The sequence below is a fragment of the Anaerostipes amylophilus genome, from assembly GCF_025567365.1.
GTDB classification, from domain to species: domain Bacteria; phylum Bacillota; class Clostridia; order Lachnospirales; family Lachnospiraceae; genus Anaerostipes; species Anaerostipes amylophilus.
Map to the genome: position 1 here is coordinate 209,751 of NZ_JAOQJG010000002.1, position 20,112 is coordinate 229,862.

The window sequence follows — 20,112 nt, forward strand, 5'->3', positions numbered from 1 at the left end:
AATGTGAAAGAATTGTGTCTAAAAAATGATGAATTTATGTTTTTTGGTCATATTTTGAGAAATTCAGTGATTCCATATGCAACTCCGTCCTTGTCATGATGTTTTGTGATAAAGGTCGCAGCATCCTTACATTTTGGAGAAGCATTTTCCATGGCAATTCCGATACCAGCTTCTTTTAACAGATCAATGTCATTATCACCATCACCAAAGGCAGCGGTTTCTTCAGGTTTTAGATTCAAATATTCCCGAATAAAACGAAGTCCGGAATGTTTTCCGGCATCTTTATGAGAAATCTCGATCAGCTGCGAAACAGAAGAAGTAATATAGATCTCATCACAATTATATTTAAGTTCATTCCAAATGAGCTGCTTTTGCTGCTCGCCAGAGACAACAATATCCATACTGTCAATATGATCAATATGTTCTCGAATAAAAGAAATAATATCATCAATAGGAATTCTTGTAGATTGGATGTAAGGAATTGCTTGTGGAGTTGTACCATAGGAAACAGGATCTTCCACATAAGCTTTCAGGGCATAAGCTTTGCCATCAATAAAAACTTCAAGGGCAGTCTCATGCTGTTTAGCAATCTGAATTATACATTCAACGGAAGCAGGTGTCATCTTATATTCATGAAGACAGGTGCTTGTAGGAATATGGTAAATGGCAGCACCATTAGAAGTAATTGCATATTCAATTCCAGGCACAGCAAGAACATCTTTAGGCAGCGTATCAAAAGAACGTCCACTTGCGATCACAATGTGAACACCATTTTCAATTGCATGACATAAAGCATTATAATTTCCGTCAGAAAGCCGTCCACTTGCATTTAATGTTGTACGGTCAAGATCAAGTGCAATACATTTTATATTCATAAGAAACCTCCAGATTTCGCATTTGTTATACATAGTCGATATTGTGTAATATATTTTACACATATGAAAATATTGTATCTTTTCTTTGAAACAATTACAATATACGAAAGGAGGAAAAATAAAAATGGGAATGACAACATTATGCTATATAGAAAAAGATAACAAATATCTGATGCTGCATCGCATCAAGAAAGAACATGATATCAATAAAGATAAATGGATCGGAGTCGGTGGTCATTTTGAACATGGAGAAAGCCCGGAAGACTGCATGTTTCGTGAAGTTATGGAGGAAACAGGACTAACCCCATTGTCATATAGATTTTGTGGGATCGTCACATTTTTGTCCGATATGGGAACTGAAAAAGAAGCATGGGAATATATGTGTTTATACCATATCGAAGAATTCAAAGGCGAGATCAAAGAATGTGATGAAGGAGTACTAGAATGGGTAGACAAAGAAAAAATATTAGACCTTGATCTGTGGGAAGGTGACAGGTTATTTCTACGTTATATGCAGGAAAGAAGGCCATTTTTTTCGTTAAAATTGGTATATGAAGAAGGAAATTTAACAGCAGCTGTACTCGATGGAAAACCTTTAGAATTCTTCGACATTCTAGATGAAAAAGGAAACAAAACAGGCAGGATCAAAGAACGATCCTTAGTCCATGAAGATGGAGACATACATGGAACCGTTCATATCTGGATCAGAAGAAAAACAGAAAAAGGGTATGACCTGTTACTCCAAAAACGAAGCAAACAAAAAGACTCCTTCCCAGGCTGCTACGACATCTCATCCGCAGGTCATATCAGCGCAGGCGATGAACCATTAGAAACCGCATTAAGAGAACTAGAAGAAGAACTAGGGATCAAAGCAGAACCAGAACAACTTAAAAAAGTATGTATGCATGAAGGAAGCATGAATGGAAACTTCTATGGAAGAGAATTTAAGAATCATGAGATCAGCACGGTTTATATGTATGAAGAAACAGTGGATATTACAAAACTTAAACTACAGAAAGAAGAAGTCGAAGAGGTTATGTGGATGGATCAAGAAGAACTGATTCAGAAAGTGAGAGATGGTGGGATTCCAAATTGTATATACTTGGATGAAGTAGAGAAAATTTAATTTGTATGAGTTGAAGGTCATTGAGTATTTAGAGAAAAAATGAAAGATAGCATGTGAGCAACACGAATTCCATTGACGGAGTTTTGACAGAACGCTTATCCGCTGGATCTCCTGCAATAACTCGCGTTCAAAGGTACTGAAAACAGTAGTCTTTGACGCTCAAACAATTGCCCGATCCAGCTGCGATTCCGTCAAAACTCCTATGGAATTCGATCGTTGCTCACATGCTATCTTTCATTTTTTCTCTAAATACCTGAAGACTTTCAATCATAAAAATAAGAAAATTCAAGCTGATGGATGTATGTAAAACGTTATCAGTTTCCAATTTGTGTAGTAGCAGACAGATACTATTATCGCCAATACAGTAAAACATACACACTGTGTAGTGGTTTGAATAGACTTCAGGTGTATGTGACAGAAATAAAAGAAACACAAATATTTAAAAGAATCAAGGTGGCAAACATGAGCACTTTTTGAGTGCGTTTTTTACAAATTCGCAGTGCCTGTGGTTGGATGTCTGACCGTCGCTGCGGGCATTTTGGCTCGCAGCGAGGGAGTTTCCAAAGGAACAGGCACGGATCAGCGATCTGTAAAAAACGCTCTCAACAATGCGGAGTTGCCACCTTGATTCTTTTAAATATTTGTGTTTCTTTTATTTCTGTCACATACATGAGAGACTACCTTCAAATCAGGATTGTATAAAAACGAATAATCTATAGAATTCTTACTAAATTATGCTATAATATACAAGATTAATCAAACAGTTTCAAAATGAAAGAGGAAGTATCAAATGAAAAGGTTATTATTAGTTTTAATGTTGATTCTGGGAGCAGTAACGATCACAAGTCGTCCAGTACAGACTTATGCATATACAGAAGAGCAAAAACAACAGGCGAAATCATGGCTTTCTGCACATGGTTATCCACCAACAAGGGCAGGAGCAGAGCAAGCTTATCAGGATTATATGGATGGAAAGATTGATGTGCCAGAGGCTGATGCATATCTTGGAAGAAATAAGCAGAAGAAAATAGAAGAAAAGAATAACAGCACTTCAACTACGAATAAAACAAGTCAAAAGACAGGATCAGAAGATACAACAGATACTAAGAATACAGACACAAAGAATACAGATACAAAGAATACAGAATCACAGACATCTGCTACAAGCGAAACAACAACGACTACTACAGAAAAAACAGTAACAACAGAAACGAAAGAACAGCAGAAACAAAAAGAAGAGAAAAAGAAACAGGAGCAGAAAAAAGAAAAGAAGAAGCATATGACAGGAATTACAATTGCGATTGCGGCAGTTGCAGTTTTTGCGATTTTAGTATTGATCATGCGTAAGAAAATGTAAAAATGACTTGACACAAAAGTTAGTTAGTGCTATTTTATAAATAAATTAAATAATATCTTCAGGGCAGGGTGCAATTCCCTACCGGCGGTTACAGCCCGCGAGCTTTTGATAAGCATGACTTGGTGAGATTCCAAGGCCGACAGTACAGTCTGGATGGAAGAAGATTTAAGAAGTGATATTGATCATCATGTCCTGGGATTTTTATAATTCCAGGATTTTTTATTTCAAAAAGAAATATCAAGATATCAAAAAGGAGTTCCTGAAGAATTAGAACAAAGATCAGGAACTCCTTTTTATATTTCCGATTTCAATACCAATCAAAATCCAACCTCCCAAAATCAAAGAACCTGAAGGGAAGGGAGAAAAATATTTGAAAGAAGAATATATGCGGCGTGCGATCGAACTTGCCAAGAAAGGCTGTGGATATACCAATCCAAATCCTTTAGTCGGAGCAGTGATCGTAAAAGATCAAAGGGTTATTGGGGAAGGATATCATGAGAAGATCGGCGGATTACATGCAGAGCGAAATGCCTTAAAAAACTGCATAGAAGATCCTGAGGGAGCTGAGATTTATGTAACATTGGAGCCATGCTGCCATTATGGAAAAACACCACCATGTACGGAAGCGTTGATCGAAGCAGGGATCAAGAAAGTATATGTCGGGAATTTAGATCCCAATCCGAAAGTGGCAGGGGGCGGGATCAAAATCCTGAATGATCATGGAATAGAAACTGAGACAGGAATTCTTGAAGAAGAGTGCAGACAGTTAAACGATATATTTTTTCATTATATTCAGAATGATATTCCATATACAGCACTAAAATACGCAATGACATTGGATGGAAAGATTGCAACGGCAACTGGTGAATCCAAGTGGATCACAGGAGAAGAAGCCAGAAGACATGTACATACATTACGACATCAGTATGCAGCGATCATGGCAGGGATCGGTACGGTTTTAGCAGATGATCCGATGTTAAATGCACGAATCGAACATGGGAATGATCCAATTCGTGTGATATGTGATTCAAACTTAAGGATTTCGGAAGGATCAAATATCGTAAAAACAGCCAGAGAAATTCCAACGATCATCGCTACCATAAGTAAGGATCAAGAAAAAATAGCAAAATTAGAACAAAAAGGATGCAAGATCTTAAAAACGTCAGAGCAAGATGGAAAGGTCAATGTCAAAGAAGTTTTAAAACAGTTAAGAAATATGGAAATTGACAGTGTTTTAGTTGAGGGTGGTGGAATCTTGAATGAATCCTTGATCAAAAACGACTGTGTTCACAAAGTTTACGCCTATATTGCTCCCAAATTATTTGGAGGAGAAAAGGCCAAAACACCTGTAGAAGGCAAAGGGATCGAAAGGATCCAAGAAGCTTTGGTATTTGATGAATTAAAGGCAACACCACTTGGAAATGACATATTACTGGAAGGAAAGGTGAGATCATGTTTACTGGAATCGTAGAAGAATTAGGAACAGTCATATCCCTGAAGAGAGGAAGCAAAGCAGCAGTCCTTACGATCAAAGCAAATGTTATTTTTGAAGATCTTAAATTGGGAGACAGTGTAGCAGTTAATGGGGTCTGCCTGACAGCGACTCACATTAGCGGCAATACATTTCAGGCAGACGTGATGAATGAGACATTCAACCGAAGCAGTCTTGGAAGTTTAAAAAAGGGATCTGTCGTCAACTTAGAGCGAGCGATGGCAGCCAATGGAAGGTTCGGAGGTCATATGGTAGCAGGCCATGTGGACGATACAGGGGAACTTGTTAGTGTAAAACAAGATGATAATGCTGTATGGTTTACGATCAAAGCCCCAGAAAATATCATGAAATACTGTATTGAAAAAGGATCGATCGCACTCGATGGAATCAGCCTGACGATCGCTAAGTTAAGCGATGATACCATTTCCGTATCCATGATCCCACATACCATAAAAAATACCAATTTTGGATATAAAAAACCAGGAGATAAGATCAATCTGGAGAATGACATGGTTGGGAAATATATAGATAAACTGCTGCATTTTGATCAGCAGGAAACAAACGACAAACATACAAACAGCACCTTAACAATGGAAATGTTAAGAACTGCTGGATTTTAATAAAAAACGAGGAGGGAAAAGACAAGATGAGTGATGTAGTATGCGAAGTAATCGCACAGCTTCCAACAAAATACGGAACATTTGAGGCACATGGGTATGTAGACCAGAGAAGTGGGGAACATCATGTAGCACTGGTCAAAGGAGATATCGCAGACGGAGAACCAGTTTTATGTCGTGTGCATTCTGAGTGTCTGACCGGGGATACTTTTGGATCTTTACGCTGTGATTGTGGAGAACAGCGAAGTCGTGCAATGCGTCAGATCGAGAAAGAAGGACGAGGGGTTTTCTTATATATGCGTCAAGAAGGACGAGGAATCGGATTGATCAATAAACTGAAAGCTTATGTATTACAGGAACAGGGAATGGATACAGTCGAGGCCAACTTAGCTCTTGGATTTAAAGATGATGAACGAGATTACAGTGCAGGAGCCATGATCTTACAGGATTTAGGAATCAAAAAACTACGACTGATGACAAACAATCCAACCAAAATTGACGGATTAAATGAATATGGACTCGAGATCGTAGAACGAGTACCGATCCAGATGCCAATCAATCCATTTGATAAATATTATATGCAGACAAAGCAAAAGAAAATGGGACACATGACAACATACGAAGTTTAAATTAACAGAAAAATTAAAAAAATTAAGGTCCCAGGGACCTTAAGATTAACGAAATTAATGAAGAAAAAAGGAGTAATTAAAATGAGAGTATTAGAAGGTAAATTAGTAGCAAGCGGATTAAAAGTAGGAATCGTAGCAGCCAGATTTAATGAATTTATCGTATCCAAATTAGTATCCGGAGCTTTAGACGGATTGAAAAGACATGATGTGAAAGATGAAGATATCGATATCGCATGGGTACCAGGAGCTTTTGAGATTCCACTGATCGCAGACAAGATGGCAAAAAGCAAAAAATACGATGCAGTGATCTGTCTTGGAACAGTGATCCGTGGAGCAACAAGCCATTATGATTATGTATGTAACGAAGTATCCAAAGGAATCGCACAGGTATCATTAAATACAGGAATTCCAGTTTTATTCGGAGTTGTTACAACAGAAAATATCGAGCAGGCGATTGAACGTGCTGGAACAAAAGCAGGAAACAAAGGATATGACTGTGCATTATCTGCAATCGAAATGGTACAGCTGATCAAAGAAGTAGAAGCATAAAAAGAATCAGAAATTAAAGCAGGAAGTTAGTATGGAACAATATTATTTAGGATTTGACGCGGGAACACAAAGTGTAAAAACAGCAGTTTATGATATTGATATGAACCTGATCGTGCAGGATACCAATGCAACAATCTTAAATTATCCACATCCGGGATGGGTGGAAATGGACGCAGACCAGTATCTTCATGCAACGGTTACAGGGATCAGAAACTGCGTTACAAAGATGAAAGAAAAGAATCTGGATCCAGACAACATCCGCTCTATTTTTGGAGATGGGATCATCTGCGGGATTGTCGGTGTTGATAAGGATTGCCATGCAATCACACCTTACATCAATTATCTGGATTCCAGAACAAAAGAAGATGTTGAGGAACTAGCATCCCATCATTATGAGATCTGGGCAAAAGAGACTGGAAATCCTCAGCCAAACTGTATGTTTCCAGCGATGTTTGCACGTTGGATGATGAACAATTGTGAGGGCTTTAAAGAAAAAGGCAGAAAATTCATGCACAATGCCCCATATATCCTGGCTAATCTTGCAGGACTGTCTGCAGAAGATGCATTTATCGACTGGGGAACAATGTCTGGATGGGGACTAGGATACCGTGTAACAGAGAAAAAATGGTCCAAGGAACAATTAGAGATCCTTGGAATTCCAATGGAAATGATGCCAAAGATTCAAAAACCATGGGATATCATTGGAACATTATCAGAGACATTTGCAAAAGAAACCGGATTGAAACCAGGAATCCCAATCTGTGCGGGAGCCGGAGATACGATGCAGTCTATGATCGGATGCGGAGTGATCAAACCAGATCAGGCAGCCGACGTAGCAGGAACATGTGCGATGTTTTGTATCGCAACCGATGGAATCAATGAAGAATTAAGCAAACCAGAAAATGAACTGATCTTTAACAGCGGAACTTTAGAAAATACATACTTTTATTGGGGATTCATAAGAACCGGTGGATTAGCACTTCGTTGGTATCGAGATAATGTATGCAACGAAGCAGGAAATGGAGCATATTTTGATGAATTAAATGAGAAAGCACAAAATGTGCCATGCGGATCCAAAGGAGTCTTGTTCCTTCCATATTTAACAGGAGGATTTGGAGAAACATCCAATGCAAGTGCCTGTTTCCTGAATATGACGATGGACACAGATCAGGGAGTACAGTGGCGTGCAGTTTTAGAAGCGATCGGTTACGATTATATGAGTGTGACAGATATTTATAAAAAAGCAGGCGTGCCACTCGAATTTATGACGATCACAGAAGGTGGAAGCAATTCAGAAGTCTGGAATCAGATCAAAGCAGACATGTTAGGATGTAAGAGTGCCACATTAGAAAATGCACAAGGAGCAGTTCTTACAGATGCAGTGATCGCAGCATATGCGGTAGGAGATCTGGAAGATCCAAGTCAGGTATTTGAAAAAACAAGAAAGATCAAGAAAATTTATGAACCTGATCCAATAAGAACAAAATACTATCGCAGTATTTATGAACAACAAAGAAAACTGATCAAAGACGATATGGCAGCAGTTTTTGAGACTTTACACCAGATCAGTAAGATTCAAGAACAAAGCAATGATTAAAAAAATGAAAAGGCTTCTTTACAAGAGGCCTTTTTTTCTTGTACAATAAAGGATAAAGTATATAAAAATAAGTTATAAGCAACTAACTTTGTAGATGATTTTTGATCAATTAGATTTCAAGGAGGAAAAAGTCATGGATAACGAAAAGATTGAAAAATTACAACAGATGATCGATGAAAGTGATCATATCGTATTCTTTGGTGGCGCAGGTGTTTCAACAGAGAGTCATATTCCAGACTTTCGAAGCACGGATGGTTTGTATCACCAGACTTATAAATATCCACCCGAGGTTATGGTAAGTCATACATTTTATACACAGCATACGGAAGAATTTTATGATTTTTATAAGAATAAGATGATCTTCTTGGATGCAAAACCGAATAAGGCACATTTAAAACTTGCAGAGATGGAACGGGCGGGAAAACTGTCTGCGATCGTTACGCAAAATATCGACGGGCTTCATCAGGCAGCAGGAAGTAAAAATGTCTTTGAACTGCACGGCAGTGTTCACAGAAACTATTGCCAGAAATGCGGCAAGTTCTTCGATGTGAATTATGTCGTGAATGCCAAAGGAGTCCCATATTGTGATGAATGTGGGGGAATCATCAAACCAGATGTTGTATTATATGAAGAAGGTTTAGATTCTCAGACGATCAACGGAGCAGTCAGAGCCATTTCAAAGGCAGATATGCTGATCATTGGAGGAACATCACTGGTTGTCTATCCAGCCGCTGGAATGATCGATTATTTTAAAGGAAAATATCTTGCAGTACTGAATCGTGATGCGACAAGCAGAGATAAACAGGCAGATTTGTGCATTACAGACCCAATTGGAGAAGTACTGGGAAGAATCAGGGTATAAAGATGAAGAAAAAGGATATGATCTTGATCGCAGCAGTACTGGCAATTTCGCTGATCAGTTTTGCAGCGATCAAGATGACACAAAAAGACGGAAAAGAAGTGATCGTGACAGTTGAAGGAAAAGAAGTGTACAAAACATCCATCAAGAAAGATCAAATTTATCAGATTCCAGAGAAAAATGGCACGAACGTCATGCAGATCAAAGATGGAAAAGTTACAATGAAAAAAGCAGACTGTAAAGACCAGATCTGTGCAGACCATAAAGCAATTGAGAAATCAGGAGAAACGATCGTATGTCTGCCACATAAAGTAGTGATTGAGATTCAATCAGAAGATGGCAAAGAACAGGAATTAGACGGGGTAACACAATAAACATCAGATGAGATAGAAAACAACAGGAGAAATAAAATATATGTCAACCAAAAGATTAGCAACGGATGCAATGTTCTTAACATTAGCCCTCGTTGTATCCTATATAGAAGTATTGATCCCAATACCAGTTGGAATACCAGGAATCAAATTAGGACTCGCAAATGGAGTCATCATGGTACTGCTATTTTTCACAACATGGATCAGAACCCTTGAGATTTCTGTGATCCGAGTTGTACTGGCAGGCTTCCTATTTGGAAATCCAATGACAATCGCATACAGTCTGGCAGGAGGAATCCTAAGTCTGATCGTAATGGGAATCTTAAAGAAAATCAAAGGATTTTCATCAGTTGGAATCAGCGTCGGAGGAGGCGTTGCACATAACATTGGACAGTTAAGCATCGCGGTCATATTGATGGAGAACACAAAGATTTATTACTATGCACCAGTATTACTTCTGACAGGAACAATTGCAGGAGTTATGATCGGAGTGTTAAGTGGGGTACTGGTTAAGAAAATCCCGCCACAACTATTTTAAGTGATAAATTTATAAAAATTTCGTAAAATTTTTTCTAAAAGTTTGAAATTTCATCAAAATCATGGTAGTACTATATGTATATGCGCTTTCATAAGCAAGATAAGAATAAGATCATACAAAAGAAAAAGAAACTCTTAGATATGAAAAGAAAGGAGTTTGAAAATGAAAGCAAAACTAAATGAGATCATAAAACACGGACATTTAGGCATCATAGCGGCATTTTTTGCAATTTATATGGTCACATTTTCTTATATAGAAAATCGAGATGTACATCATTATATTGTACATACAGTACTTGATGAGAAAATCCCATTTTGTGAATATTTCATTATTCCATATTTGCTATGGTTTATATTTGTAGCTGTAACTGTACTGTATTTTATGTTTTTCAATCAAAATAAATGGAAAGAATACTATCAGTTGATGATCACATTGGGAATAGGAATGACCTTATTTTTAGTTATTTCCTTAGTATTTCCAAATGGACAGGATTTAAGACCAGTACTTAGTGGAAACAGCATTTTTATTCAGGCGGTGCAGTTTATTTATCATACCGATACACCGACAAATGTACTGCCAAGTATTCATGTATTCAATTCCCTTACATGCTGCATGGCAATTCTTCAGAATAAGCGGAAACATTTTAAGAAAACAACAGATATCGCAGTAGTGATCTTAACGATATTAATTATCATGTCAACGATGCTTCTAAAACAACACAGCGTTGTGGACGTAGCACTCGCAATCCTCATGTATACTGCATGTTACAGGATTGTATACGGCAAAGAAGTATGGAAACAGGATGCATTTTGTTCCTTTTTATTTATCAATCGGTAAATGAGAAAGCTTGACAGTATTTCTTGTGTTTGTTATAAATAAGTGTACGTAGCTCCCAGGGACCTTAAGTTTTAAGAACTTAAGGTCCTTGGGAACATAAAAACCAAGAAAGAGTATAACAATGAAAAGAAAACTTCTATCTATATTAGTATGTATAACAACACTCTCTTTATGTCTGATGGGATGCACAGGCAATACAACGAAGAAGAATAAGAATGGAAAACTAAAAGTTATTGCAAGTTTCTATACAATGTATGACTTTGCCAAGAAGATCGGCAAAGATAAAATTGAAGTGACGAATATGGTACCGGCTGGTACAGAACCTCACGATTGGGAGCCATCTACGAAAGATCTGATCGAGTTGGAGAAATCCGATGTCTTCATATATAATGGAGCCGGAATGGAACAGTGGGTGGATGATGTATTGGAAAGTCTTGACACTGAAGAATTAACAAGTGTAGAAGCATCCAAAGGAATCAAATTGTTGAAAGATACCGATGCACATGAACATGATCACGAGCACGAAAGTGAGAATGATCCACATGTATGGTTAGATCCACAGAATGCAAAATACGAGATGAATCAGATCAAGAAAGCATTGATCAAAGCAGATCCAGACAATAAAGACTATTACGAAGCCAATTATAAGAAAGAAGCAGCACGATGTGATGAGCTGGATCAACAATATAAGAAAGAATTAGCACAAGTTTCAAAGCGTGAACTTGTCGTAGCACACGAAGCATTTGGATATCTGTGCAAAGCATATGATTTAGAACAGATGGGGATCGAAGGGTTATCAGCAGATGATGAACCAGATCCAAAACAAATGAGCGAAGTGATTGAATTTGCAAAGAAACATAAGGTCAAAACGATCTTTTTTGAAGAATTGGTAAGCCCGAAAGTAGCAAAAACCATTGCCAAAGAAACAGGAGCATCCGCAAAGATGCTAAACCCTCTCGAGGGATTAAGCAATAAGAAAATCAAAGCAGGGCAAGATTATTTTTCTGTAATGAAACAAAATCTCTCTGCGATTAAAGAGGCATTAAGTGAATGAGCAAAACAAGCATAGATAAAATGATACAACTAAATCATGTAAAGTTTGGTTACAGCGATACAGAAGTATTAGATGAGATCAATCTTACGATCAATGAAGGGGAATATGTCGTATTAACCGGAGAAAATGGAAGCGGGAAAAGTACGCTTATGCGTCTTATTTTGGGAGAACTGAAACCAGATGAGGGAGAGATCATTATTATGGACAATGATTCCAAATTAAAGAAACAGATTGGTTACGTTGCCCAGAATGGGATCAGCAAAAATCAGAGTTTCCCGGCAACGGTTGAAGAAATCATGGTAACTGGACTATATCAGGAACTTGGTTTATTCCATCTTCCAAACAGGAAACATAAAAAGAAGATCAAAGATACATTAAAAGAATTCGGGATGGATGAATTCCTCAAGCGAAGAATTGGAGAATTATCCGGCGGGCAGCAGCAGCGAGTGATGATCGCCAGAGCAATGATCTCAAATCCAAGACTGCTGATCTTAGATGAACCAACAACAGGAGTTGATGCCACATCAACGAAAGCGTTATATGACACGCTATATGAGATTAATACAAAATACAAAACAACTATTTTTATGATCACACATGGAAGATTACAGGATTGTAAAGGATGTGATCGTATTTTGAGAATGGATGAAGGGAGAATTGAGGAACAATGATAGAAATGCTTCAATATGGATTTATGCAACGAGCATTTATCACAGGAATTCTTCTGGCAGTGATCACTCCACTGATCGGAATCACGATTGTATTAAAAAGAATGTCCATGATCGGTGATGCACTTTCTCACGCTTCCTTAGCCGGAGTAGCCCTCGGATTATTACTTGGGATCAATCCAATCCTTGGAGCGATGGGGATCTGTTTGTTCGCAGCACTAGGAGTTGAAGCGATCCGAAGAAAGATTCCAAGATATTCAGAGATGGCAATCTCCATCATCATGTCAACAGGGATCGGACTAGCCGGAGTGTTATCTGGTTTTGTAAAAAATGGAACAAACTTTAACAGCTTCCTCTTTGGAAGTATCATCTCGATCAGCAAAGACGAACTACTGATCGTATGCGTGATCAGTGCCTTAGTATTACTCTGTGTATTACTTTTATACAAAGAACTATTTTACATTGGATTTGATGAAAATGCAGCAAGGATCAGTGGTGTACCAGTAAAGACGATCAACTTTATCTTCACACTGTTAACCGCCCTTACCGTATCCATCGCATCAAGAACCGTAGGAACTCTGATCGTATCCTCCATGCTCGTTATCCCGATCGCATGTGGAATGCAGGTAGGAAGAAGCTATAAGGCTGTTATGATCATCGGCGTGATCACAGCACTGATCACAACGGTGATCGGATTAACACTATCTTATTATATCGGACTCAAACCAGGAGGAACGATCGTGTTATTAGAAGTAGGATGCTTTTTGATCCTTACATTGGTAAGCAGATATTTAAAATAGGATAAGACCCGATATTACTTGAATTTCATAACAAAATTTTATATAATGAAAAGAAAGCATGCATATAAAACAAGATTGCATGCTTTCTTTTTTGGAAGCAATCACGAAAGGAAGATAGATCAATGATCATCAAATTAATTGAAACTGTATATCAATTCCTGTGGGGAGACTGGATTCATATACCACTTCCAGGTGGGGGAAGTTTAGGAATCTCACTTCTGATCCTGTTATTATTTCCAGCAGGAATCGTATTTACAATAAAAACAAGATTCCTACCGATCCGCTTATTTCCAGATATGGTAAAAGTACTGACAGCAAGCAACAAAAAGGATAAAGGCGAAAAAAGCACTCTTTCATCCTTACAGACATTGATTGTATCAACTGCAACCCGTGTCGGAATGGGAAATTTAACCGGAGTTGTAGCAGCCGTATCCGCAGGAGGGGCCGGAGCAGTCTTCTGGATGTGGGTTACAGCCTTACTTGGTTCATCCACAGCCTTTATCGAAGCAACTTTAGCCCAGCTTCACAAAGAAAAAGATCCACTCTACGGAGGATACCGTGGAGGTCCGGCGTACTATATCCATCATTTTATGGAAGAAAAACAAGGCAAGAAGAAAAAACATACCCTGATCGCAGTCCTGTTTGCGATCTCAGGACTGATCTGCTGGTGTGGGATCAGTCAGGTAGTCAGCAATTCTGTAGCGGAGTCATTTAACAATGCATTTCATATTCCAACGATCTACACAACGATCATCTTAGTGATCATTGCAGCAGTAATCGTATTAAGAAAGAATGCAACCGTGAAAGTATTAGATATCGTTGTACCGATCATGGCAGTCGTATACTTCCTGATCACGATCTTTGTGATCGTAACGAATATCACAAGTATTCCAGCAGTCTTTGCAAGAATCTTCAAAGAAGCCTTTGGACTAAGACAAGTCGCAGCCGGTGGATTTGGAGCTGTTCTTATGAATGGTGTGAAACGAGGATTATTCTCAAACGAAGCAGGATCAGGATCCGCCCCATGTGCCGCCGCAGCCGCAGACTGCGAATGCCCTGCACAGATGGGACTGGTACAGGCATTAGGAGTATTTATCGATACGATCGTCATCTGCAGCTGTACCGCAATGCTGATGCTATTAGCACCACAGAGTATGACAGACGGTCTTACAGGAATGAATCTACTTCAGACAGCTATGAACTACCACCTTGGAAGTTTTGGAGTCATCTTTATCGCTGTGATCCTTTGGATGTTCAGTTTCTCAACATTCTTAGGAATCTTGTTTTATGCAAGATCCAATGTTGCATACTTATTTGGTGATAACTGGGCATCACAGACAGCATACAAAGTATTAGCACTGGTCATGCTCTTTATCGGAGGAATCCAGACTTATACCTTCGTATGGGACTTAGGAGACGTCGGAATCGGACTGATGACGATCTTCAATATCTTCATCCTGTATGCAATGTCGGGACAAGCGATCAAAGAATTGAAAGATTATGAAGCAGATAAGAAGAAAAATATAGAAGAAAGAGCGTTTTCCTTGCAGGAAGATGAATAAAAAAATGGGTGTCCCAACCAAGGACACCCATTTTTTAAACAAATAATTTCTTCCGAGTCCGAAAATAAGCCACCAAAACCATACTTCCAGTCAACATCCAGGAAATCGGATAGATCACCATCAAAAGCCTGTAATCATGGAACCAGTGACAAACCGTAGCAAGCCACACAAGTCTTAACACACAAGACCCAAACACAGTAAGGATCGCAGGGGTCATAGACCGCCCAAATCCACGCAGGCATCCACCACTGATCTCATAAGAACTTGTTAAACACTCAAACATCAAAACAAATAAGAAACGGATCACAGCATAACGATATACCGCAGGGTCACTCGTAAACAATCCAATAAAGAACGTACGGAATACAACAAAGATCGTACTAAGCACTCCACAGGAGATGACACTACACATCATACCAAGACGAAAGATCTTCTTACAACGCTTCTCATTCTTCGCTCCATAATTCTGCCCAGTAAACGTAACAACCGTCTGAGCAAATGCATTGACAAGATAATAAGCAAAATACTCATAATTAAGCTCCACCGCAGACCCAGCAATTCCAGCAGAACCAAAACTGTTGATCCCAGACTGGATACAAACATTCGCAAGCGAAAACACCATTCCCTGAAGTCCCGCAGGAACCCCGATCCTTAAGATCTTAGATACCGCATCACGATCGATCATCAAAGACTGAAAAGAAAGACGGATCGGAAGCTCCTCGTGCATCAGAAAATAAATGATCTGCGCAGCACTTACCGCATTCGCACCAACCGTAGCAAGACCAGCTCCAGCAACACCCATACGAAATACTACAACAAATAACAAGTTCAAAATAACATTCACAACACCAGACACGATCAAAGCATACATCGGACGACGCGTATCCCCGATACTACGAAGGATCGAAGCCCCAAAATCATACAACATAAAAAACGGCATTCCAAGAAAATAAATTCTCAGATATAAAGTTGCCAGATGAATGATATTCTTCGGAGCACCCATCAGTACAAGGATCGGATGCGCCACAAACTGTCCAAGCACAAGCAAAAACACACCACTTAACAAAGCGAGCGTAACCGCTGTATGTACCACACGAGGAACACGTTTCTTATCACACTGTCCAATATAGTTTGCAATCACAACATTTGAACCAAGTGAAATTCCAGAAAACAAAGTAACCATCAAAGAAATAACAGAACTATTACTCCCAACCGCAGCCAAAGCCTCACTACTCGCAAAACGCCCGACAACCGCAGTACCAACCGAATTAAAAAGCTGTTGTAAGATACTACAAGCAGCAAGCGGCATGGCAAATAATAAAATTTTATCTAACAAACTTCCATGAAGCATATCCATCTTACCGGACTGCTTAGATGAAGAATTCTTCATATAAAACTCCCTTCTATCTCCTATGCCCAGTCACCTTAAGTTTTCAGTTTCGCAAGAAACTGAAAACTTAAGGTGACTGGGCACCCACACAACTCTCTTTTTAGCAGATACAATTCTAACTCTTTTTAAATAAATTATCAACAAAAGAAAATAACGAACCAAAAAAGATACAATCGAAACAGGCTCATAATGATATAATAAAGAACAAAACAAAAAGATAAGACATAAGAAAGAAGGAACACAACCCATGCAAATGAGCATATTACTATTTAAACAGATTGCCCAGCTATTCCTAATGATCCTAATGGGCTACATCATCGTAAAAACAAAGTTATTAAAAGGAGAAGACAGCAAAGTCCTCTCAAAGATCATCCTATACCTGATCATCCCAGCAGTCATCATCAACGCATTTCAGGTAGACTACAGCCCAAACGTAACCAAAGGACTGATCACAGCCTGCATAGCATCCATTATCCTGCAGTTTTTACTACTCTTCGTAACCTACATCATGCAAAAAATGTTCCACCTAGACTCTGTAGAATTCACATCCGCCTACTACTCAAACTCCGGAAACCTGATCGTACCATTAGTTACCTATATATTAGGAGGAAAATGGGTCGTATACGGCTGTGTGTTCATGAGTATCCAGCTATTCTTCATCTGGAGCCAGGGCAAAAACATGATCAGCAGGGAAAAAGGGATCAACCTAAAGAAGATCCTGTTAAACATCAATATGATCTCTGTATTCCTAGGAGTCATCCTATTCTTCACAAAAATAAGATTCCCAGAGATCATCAACAATACGCTCTCATCTGTGGGAGGCATGATCGGCCCATTAAGCATGATCGTCACAGGAATGCTGATCGCTGAAGTAAACCTAAAAGATATCTTTACAAACAAGAGAGTCTATCTGGTAACAGTACTAAGACTAATCATTCAACCATTGATTGCATTAGCAGTCATCAATCTCTTAGGAATGAGAGGGTGGCATCCACAAGGAGATAAGATAATTCTCATCACATACCTCGCAGCGATCACACCATGCGCATCGACTGTTACACAGATGTGTCAGGTGTATGGGAATGATTCGAAATATGCAAGTGCGATTAATGTTATGACTACGTTGTTATCTATAATTACCATGCCGGTGTTTGTTTATTTGTATCAGATGTAAAAAATAATATGAATAAATGTGAAAAAAACACATAGAATACATGTAAAATATGCGAATAAACATTGTCAAATATTGACGTAAGTGAGGAAATCACGTAAACTATGAATATAGGAGGTGCTAAAATGTTAATTAGATTTAATGTAAAGAATTTTCTTTCGTTTTTTGAAAATGAATCAGGGCAATCAGAAGAATTTTCTATGATAGCTGGAAAAGTTAGAAGTAAGAGAGAGCACATATACGATAATGATAAAATTAAATTGTTAAAATTTGCAGCTGTTTATGGAGCGAATGCATCTGGAAAATCCAATTTAGTAAAAGCATTGAATTTTATGAAAAAAACAATTGTAGATGGACTTCCTAAAGGGCACACTGACATGTATTGTAAAACTGACAGAGCAAATAAGGAAAAGAAAAGCTATTTTGAATTAGAAATTATGCTAGATGATAAATATTATGCATATGGATTTGAAGTGATTTTAAGTCAAAGCAAGTTTGTTTCAGAATGGCTTGTTGAACTTAAAAGTGATGGCAGTGAAAAAAATATTTTTACTAGAGATATTGAAAATGGTGAAACCGAGTTTAGCAGTGAATTAAAACGAGATAAAAAGTCATATGAAAAATTAAAAAATTATGCCGAAGATATTCAAGAGGATTCAGAAGTATTATTATTATCAATAATGAATAAAAATAAGAAAACTCTATATGAAAAATATAATAATCTTAAAGTATTTCGAAATGTATATATGTGGATAGAACGAAAATTAGATATTAATTATCCAGATCGACCAATTTCGGACTATTCATATATGGCAAAAACGGAAAAAATAGATGAAGTTTGTAAAATTATTAAAGCATTTGGAACAGGTATCACAGGATTTCAGATGGTAGATGTAGATCCAGAAGAAATATTTAGAATGATTCCAAATAGAATTAAAGAAGAAATATTAAAGGATGTAGAGAATAAAAAAGTAACAGTAAATCGTATGAAATTAAAAGAAATTGGAATTGTGATGAGATCCAATAAAGACTTTTTTATTTTAAATATTGCTAGTAACGGAAAAGTTGAAGGAAAGACAATTAAATTCTTGCATGGGGAAGAGAATATTTTGTTTAATTTATCAGAAGAATCAGATGGTACGGTTAGAATATTAGATTTAATAGAAGTATTACTTTCGGGAGCAAATAAAACATATGTGATTGATGAACTGGATAGATGTTTACATCCAAGTTTAACTTGTAAATTTGTAGAAACATATTTACAATTGGCAGCAGAAAGGAATATTCAGTTAATTGTGACAACACATGAATCAAGATTGTTAGATTTTGATATTCTTCGAAGAGACGAAGTGTGGTTTGTTAATAAAAGAATTACAGGAGAAAGTGATATTTATTCTTTGGAAGAATATAATACAAGATTTGACCAGAAGATAGATAAGGCCTATTTAGATGGACGGTATGGGGGAGTTCCAAAATTCAGTACTGTATTTCCTGTGAAAGGGGATGAGTAATGGATGAGAGAAAGAAAAGGTTCTGGTTTTGGTAGACGTTCAGTTGCATCAGAATCAAAGCAAGCTATAAAAAAGTATTTTTTACTATATGAAGGCTCAGATACTGAAGTATTATATTTTGATGCAATAGAAGATATGCGAAAAGAAATAGAGCTTAATTCATTAATAGAACTAGTGCCTATTATTAGATGTTTTAGTGAAGAAGGATGGAGTAATCCTCGAAAAATATTGGATAGAGTTATTCAAGATTTAAAGGAAAGAGATACAGGAACTATATCTTTCAAAACCCTGTTTGATAAAATTATTGACTATTTTCATGAAAAACAGATTATAATTAATAGTAAAGTGTTGAAAAGGGCTATCTGGAAAACAATGAAACAAATATGTGAAGAAGAATTTGAAAAAACATTAGAAGATATTATTGATGATCCTGAATTTGTTTGTAATAAAGTTTTGACAGAATTAGGACAAAAATATAAGATTGACAACATTATTCAATATATTCCAGAAATCATCAAGTTTGAAGACTTAACATATGAAGAAAATTATGATGAAATTTGCTTAATTGTAGACAGAGATAAAGAAAGTTTTATAGAATCACAGTATGAATATGTAAAACAAAAATGTGAAGAACAAGGATTTCGTTTCTGTGTAACCAATCCATGTTTTGAATTTTGGCTACTGATGCATTCAGAAAAAGTTTTCGACTTAGATCAAGAAAAACTATCAGAAAATCCAAAGGTAACATCTAAAAAAAGATATGCAGAATATGAATTACATAAAATTTATCCTAGCTATAAGAAAAGCAATTACAAAGCGGAAGAATTTGTAGGGAATATTGATACAGCAATCAAAAATGAAAAAGAATTCTGCGAAGATATAGAAGGATTAAAACATTCTATTGGGAGTAATATAGGGCTTTTGATAGAGGATATGAGGAAATAGTAGTATTTTAGATAAATGTATAACTTGAGCGTTTCTTGTATTTTATAACCAACAGTTTCCTTTCCAATACCTTTCGCTATATATCACATATCTTAAAAATAGTTATTGCCGCAAAACGATTAGCATTTTATCAGTATTTTTGACGGGTTCGCAGCTGGCATGGG

The 20,112-nt window shown here is 37.4% G+C and carries 19 protein-coding genes, 1 pseudogene and 1 riboswitch; of the genes and pseudogenes, 18 read left to right on the forward strand and 2 right to left on the reverse strand.

From position 1 onward, the window contains the following. Nucleotides 1-47 precede the first annotated feature (47 nt). Nucleotides 48-875, reverse strand: coding sequence for an HAD family hydrolase (locus OCV53_RS03520; protein WP_242852103.1), 828 nt, complete (start codon nucleotides 873-875; stop codon nucleotides 48-50). Nucleotides 876-999: 124 nt separating this feature from the next. Between OCV53_RS03520 and OCV53_RS03525 the strand changes: the two genes are divergently transcribed. The 15 genes and pseudogenes from OCV53_RS03525 to OCV53_RS03595 all read left to right on the forward strand — a co-directional run bounded on the left by OCV53_RS03525 (nucleotide 1,000) and on the right by OCV53_RS03595 (nucleotide 14,931). Continuing rightward, nucleotides 1,000-2,001, forward strand: coding sequence for an NUDIX domain-containing protein (locus OCV53_RS03525; RefSeq protein ID WP_172674542.1), 1,002 nt, complete (start codon nucleotides 1,000-1,002; stop codon nucleotides 1,999-2,001). A gap of 790 nt (nucleotides 2,002-2,791) precedes the next feature. Continuing rightward, entirely contained in the window at nucleotides 2,792-3,358 is a 567-nt protein-coding gene (locus tag OCV53_RS03530) for a hypothetical protein (RefSeq protein ID WP_242852104.1), read from the forward strand. Between the two features lie 50 nt (nucleotides 3,359-3,408). Beyond that, nucleotides 3,409-3,527, forward strand: a riboswitch (FMN riboswitch). Between the two features lie 216 nt (nucleotides 3,528-3,743). Continuing rightward, on the forward strand, nucleotides 3,744-4,829 hold the full coding sequence (gene ribD, locus OCV53_RS03535; protein ID WP_055196737.1) for a bifunctional diaminohydroxyphosphoribosylaminopyrimidine deaminase/5-amino-6-(5-phosphoribosylamino)uracil reductase RibD: 1,086 nt from the start codon (nucleotides 3,744-3,746) through the stop codon (nucleotides 4,827-4,829). Then, the gene (gene ribE, locus OCV53_RS03540; RefSeq protein ID WP_055196597.1) at nucleotides 4,811-5,470 is read left to right on the forward strand and encodes a riboflavin synthase; all 660 of its coding nucleotides are present in this window, start codon (nucleotides 4,811-4,813) and stop codon (nucleotides 5,468-5,470) included. Before ribD ends, ribE begins: the two co-directional genes overlap by 19 nt. Before the next feature lie 44 nt (nucleotides 5,471-5,514). After that, nucleotides 5,515-6,096 (forward strand): annotated as a pseudogene (ribA, locus tag OCV53_RS03545) (GTP cyclohydrolase II); the annotation flags it as partial. Between the two features lie 81 nt (nucleotides 6,097-6,177). Beyond that, the gene (gene ribH, locus OCV53_RS03550; protein ID WP_055196598.1) at nucleotides 6,178-6,645 is read left to right on the forward strand and encodes a 6,7-dimethyl-8-ribityllumazine synthase; all 468 of its coding nucleotides are present in this window, start codon (nucleotides 6,178-6,180) and stop codon (nucleotides 6,643-6,645) included. A gap of 31 nt (nucleotides 6,646-6,676) precedes the next feature. Next, nucleotides 6,677-8,242, forward strand: a complete 1,566-nt coding sequence (locus OCV53_RS03555; RefSeq protein ID WP_044922908.1) for an FGGY-family carbohydrate kinase — start codon at nucleotides 6,677-6,679, stop codon at nucleotides 8,240-8,242. A gap of 133 nt (nucleotides 8,243-8,375) precedes the next feature. Next, nucleotides 8,376-9,104, forward strand: coding sequence for an NAD-dependent protein deacylase (locus OCV53_RS03560; RefSeq protein ID WP_242852105.1), 729 nt, complete (start codon nucleotides 8,376-8,378; stop codon nucleotides 9,102-9,104). 2 nt (nucleotides 9,105-9,106) lie between these two features. Then, on the forward strand, nucleotides 9,107-9,475 hold the full coding sequence (locus OCV53_RS03565; RefSeq protein ID WP_055196599.1) for a NusG domain II-containing protein: 369 nt from the start codon (nucleotides 9,107-9,109) through the stop codon (nucleotides 9,473-9,475). A gap of 40 nt (nucleotides 9,476-9,515) precedes the next feature. After that, complete coding sequence (locus tag OCV53_RS03570) at nucleotides 9,516-10,010, forward strand: Gx transporter family protein (protein ID WP_022375424.1); 495 nt, start codon at nucleotides 9,516-9,518, stop codon at nucleotides 10,008-10,010. A gap of 162 nt (nucleotides 10,011-10,172) precedes the next feature. Continuing rightward, entirely contained in the window at nucleotides 10,173-10,847 is a 675-nt protein-coding gene (locus OCV53_RS03575) for a phosphatase PAP2 family protein (RefSeq protein WP_022375423.1), read from the forward strand. Nucleotides 10,848-11,025: 178 nt separating this feature from the next. Beyond that, nucleotides 11,026-11,901 (forward strand): metal ABC transporter substrate-binding protein, encoded by an 876-nt coding sequence (locus OCV53_RS03580; RefSeq protein ID WP_334299995.1) that lies wholly within the window; start codon nucleotides 11,026-11,028, stop codon nucleotides 11,899-11,901. Further along, nucleotides 11,898-12,572, forward strand: a complete 675-nt coding sequence (locus tag OCV53_RS03585; protein WP_022375421.1) for a metal ABC transporter ATP-binding protein — start codon at nucleotides 11,898-11,900, stop codon at nucleotides 12,570-12,572. Before OCV53_RS03580 ends, OCV53_RS03585 begins: the two co-directional genes overlap by 4 nt. Continuing rightward, a complete protein-coding gene (locus tag OCV53_RS03590) occupies nucleotides 12,569-13,369 on the forward strand; it encodes a metal ABC transporter permease (protein WP_055196601.1) in 801 nt (266 codons plus the stop codon). The genes OCV53_RS03585 and OCV53_RS03590 overlap by 4 nt, the downstream gene beginning before the upstream one ends. Before the next feature lie 122 nt (nucleotides 13,370-13,491). Further along, complete coding sequence (locus OCV53_RS03595; protein ID WP_055196602.1) at nucleotides 13,492-14,931, forward strand: alanine/glycine:cation symporter family protein; 1,440 nt, start codon at nucleotides 13,492-13,494, stop codon at nucleotides 14,929-14,931. Between the two features lie 34 nt (nucleotides 14,932-14,965). Here the strand turns inward: OCV53_RS03595 and OCV53_RS03600 are convergent, their stop codons facing one another. Further along, nucleotides 14,966-16,321 (reverse strand): MATE family efflux transporter, encoded by a 1,356-nt coding sequence (locus tag OCV53_RS03600; RefSeq protein ID WP_055196603.1) that lies wholly within the window; start codon nucleotides 16,319-16,321, stop codon nucleotides 14,966-14,968. A 247-nt stretch (nucleotides 16,322-16,568) separates the two neighbouring features. Between OCV53_RS03600 and OCV53_RS03605 the strand changes: the two genes are divergently transcribed. From OCV53_RS03605 to OCV53_RS03615, 3 genes are all read left to right on the forward strand, one after another. Continuing rightward, nucleotides 16,569-17,495 (forward strand): AEC family transporter, encoded by a 927-nt coding sequence (locus OCV53_RS03605; protein WP_055196604.1) that lies wholly within the window; start codon nucleotides 16,569-16,571, stop codon nucleotides 17,493-17,495. 122 nt (nucleotides 17,496-17,617) lie between these two features. Further along, the gene (locus OCV53_RS03610; protein ID WP_022374558.1) at nucleotides 17,618-19,003 is read left to right on the forward strand and encodes an AAA family ATPase; all 1,386 of its coding nucleotides are present in this window, start codon (nucleotides 17,618-17,620) and stop codon (nucleotides 19,001-19,003) included. 3 nt (nucleotides 19,004-19,006) lie between these two features. Then, nucleotides 19,007-19,948: an RloB family protein gene (locus tag OCV53_RS03615; protein ID WP_009202921.1), complete on the forward strand. Its 942-nt coding sequence runs from the start codon at nucleotides 19,007-19,009 to the stop codon at nucleotides 19,946-19,948. Nucleotides 19,949-20,112: the final 164 nt, after the last annotated feature.

Excerpts from the sequence above, each read along its gene's own strand:
- OCV53_RS03600 (WP_055196603.1), bottom strand. The coding sequence starts at position 16,321 with ATGAAGAATTCTTCATCTAAGCAGTCCGGTAAGATGGATATGCTTCAT.
- OCV53_RS03520 (WP_242852103.1), bottom strand. The coding sequence starts at position 875 with ATGAATATAAAATGTATTGCACTTGATCTTGACCGTACAACATTAAAT.
- OCV53_RS03585 (WP_022375421.1), top strand. The coding sequence starts at position 11,898 with ATGAGCAAAACAAGCATAGATAAAATGATACAACTAAATCATGTAAAG.
- OCV53_RS03615 (WP_009202921.1), top strand. The coding sequence starts at position 19,007 with ATGAGAGAAAGAAAAGGTTCTGGTTTTGGTAGACGTTCAGTTGCATCA.
- ribH (WP_055196598.1), top strand. The coding sequence starts at position 6,178 with ATGAGAGTATTAGAAGGTAAATTAGTAGCAAGCGGATTAAAAGTAGGA.
- OCV53_RS03575 (WP_022375423.1), top strand. The coding sequence starts at position 10,173 with ATGAAAGCAAAACTAAATGAGATCATAAAACACGGACATTTAGGCATC.
- ribD (WP_055196737.1), top strand. The coding sequence starts at position 3,744 with ATGCGGCGTGCGATCGAACTTGCCAAGAAAGGCTGTGGATATACCAAT.
- OCV53_RS03610 (WP_022374558.1), top strand. The coding sequence starts at position 17,618 with ATGTTAATTAGATTTAATGTAAAGAATTTTCTTTCGTTTTTTGAAAAT.
- OCV53_RS03605 (WP_055196604.1), top strand. The coding sequence starts at position 16,569 with ATGCAAATGAGCATATTACTATTTAAACAGATTGCCCAGCTATTCCTA.
- OCV53_RS03590 (WP_055196601.1), top strand. The coding sequence starts at position 12,569 with ATGATAGAAATGCTTCAATATGGATTTATGCAACGAGCATTTATCACA.
- OCV53_RS03555 (WP_044922908.1), top strand. The coding sequence starts at position 6,677 with ATGGAACAATATTATTTAGGATTTGACGCGGGAACACAAAGTGTAAAA.
- OCV53_RS03570 (WP_022375424.1), top strand. The coding sequence starts at position 9,516 with ATGTCAACCAAAAGATTAGCAACGGATGCAATGTTCTTAACATTAGCC.
- OCV53_RS03580 (WP_334299995.1), top strand. The coding sequence starts at position 11,026 with ATGGGATGCACAGGCAATACAACGAAGAAGAATAAGAATGGAAAACTA.
- OCV53_RS03595 (WP_055196602.1), top strand. The coding sequence starts at position 13,492 with ATGATCATCAAATTAATTGAAACTGTATATCAATTCCTGTGGGGAGAC.
- OCV53_RS03560 (WP_242852105.1), top strand. The coding sequence starts at position 8,376 with ATGGATAACGAAAAGATTGAAAAATTACAACAGATGATCGATGAAAGT.
- OCV53_RS03525 (WP_172674542.1), top strand. The coding sequence starts at position 1,000 with ATGGGAATGACAACATTATGCTATATAGAAAAAGATAACAAATATCTG.
- ribE (WP_055196597.1), top strand. The coding sequence starts at position 4,811 with ATGTTTACTGGAATCGTAGAAGAATTAGGAACAGTCATATCCCTGAAG.
- OCV53_RS03565 (WP_055196599.1), top strand. The coding sequence starts at position 9,107 with ATGAAGAAAAAGGATATGATCTTGATCGCAGCAGTACTGGCAATTTCG.
- OCV53_RS03530 (WP_242852104.1), top strand. The coding sequence starts at position 2,792 with ATGAAAAGGTTATTATTAGTTTTAATGTTGATTCTGGGAGCAGTAACG.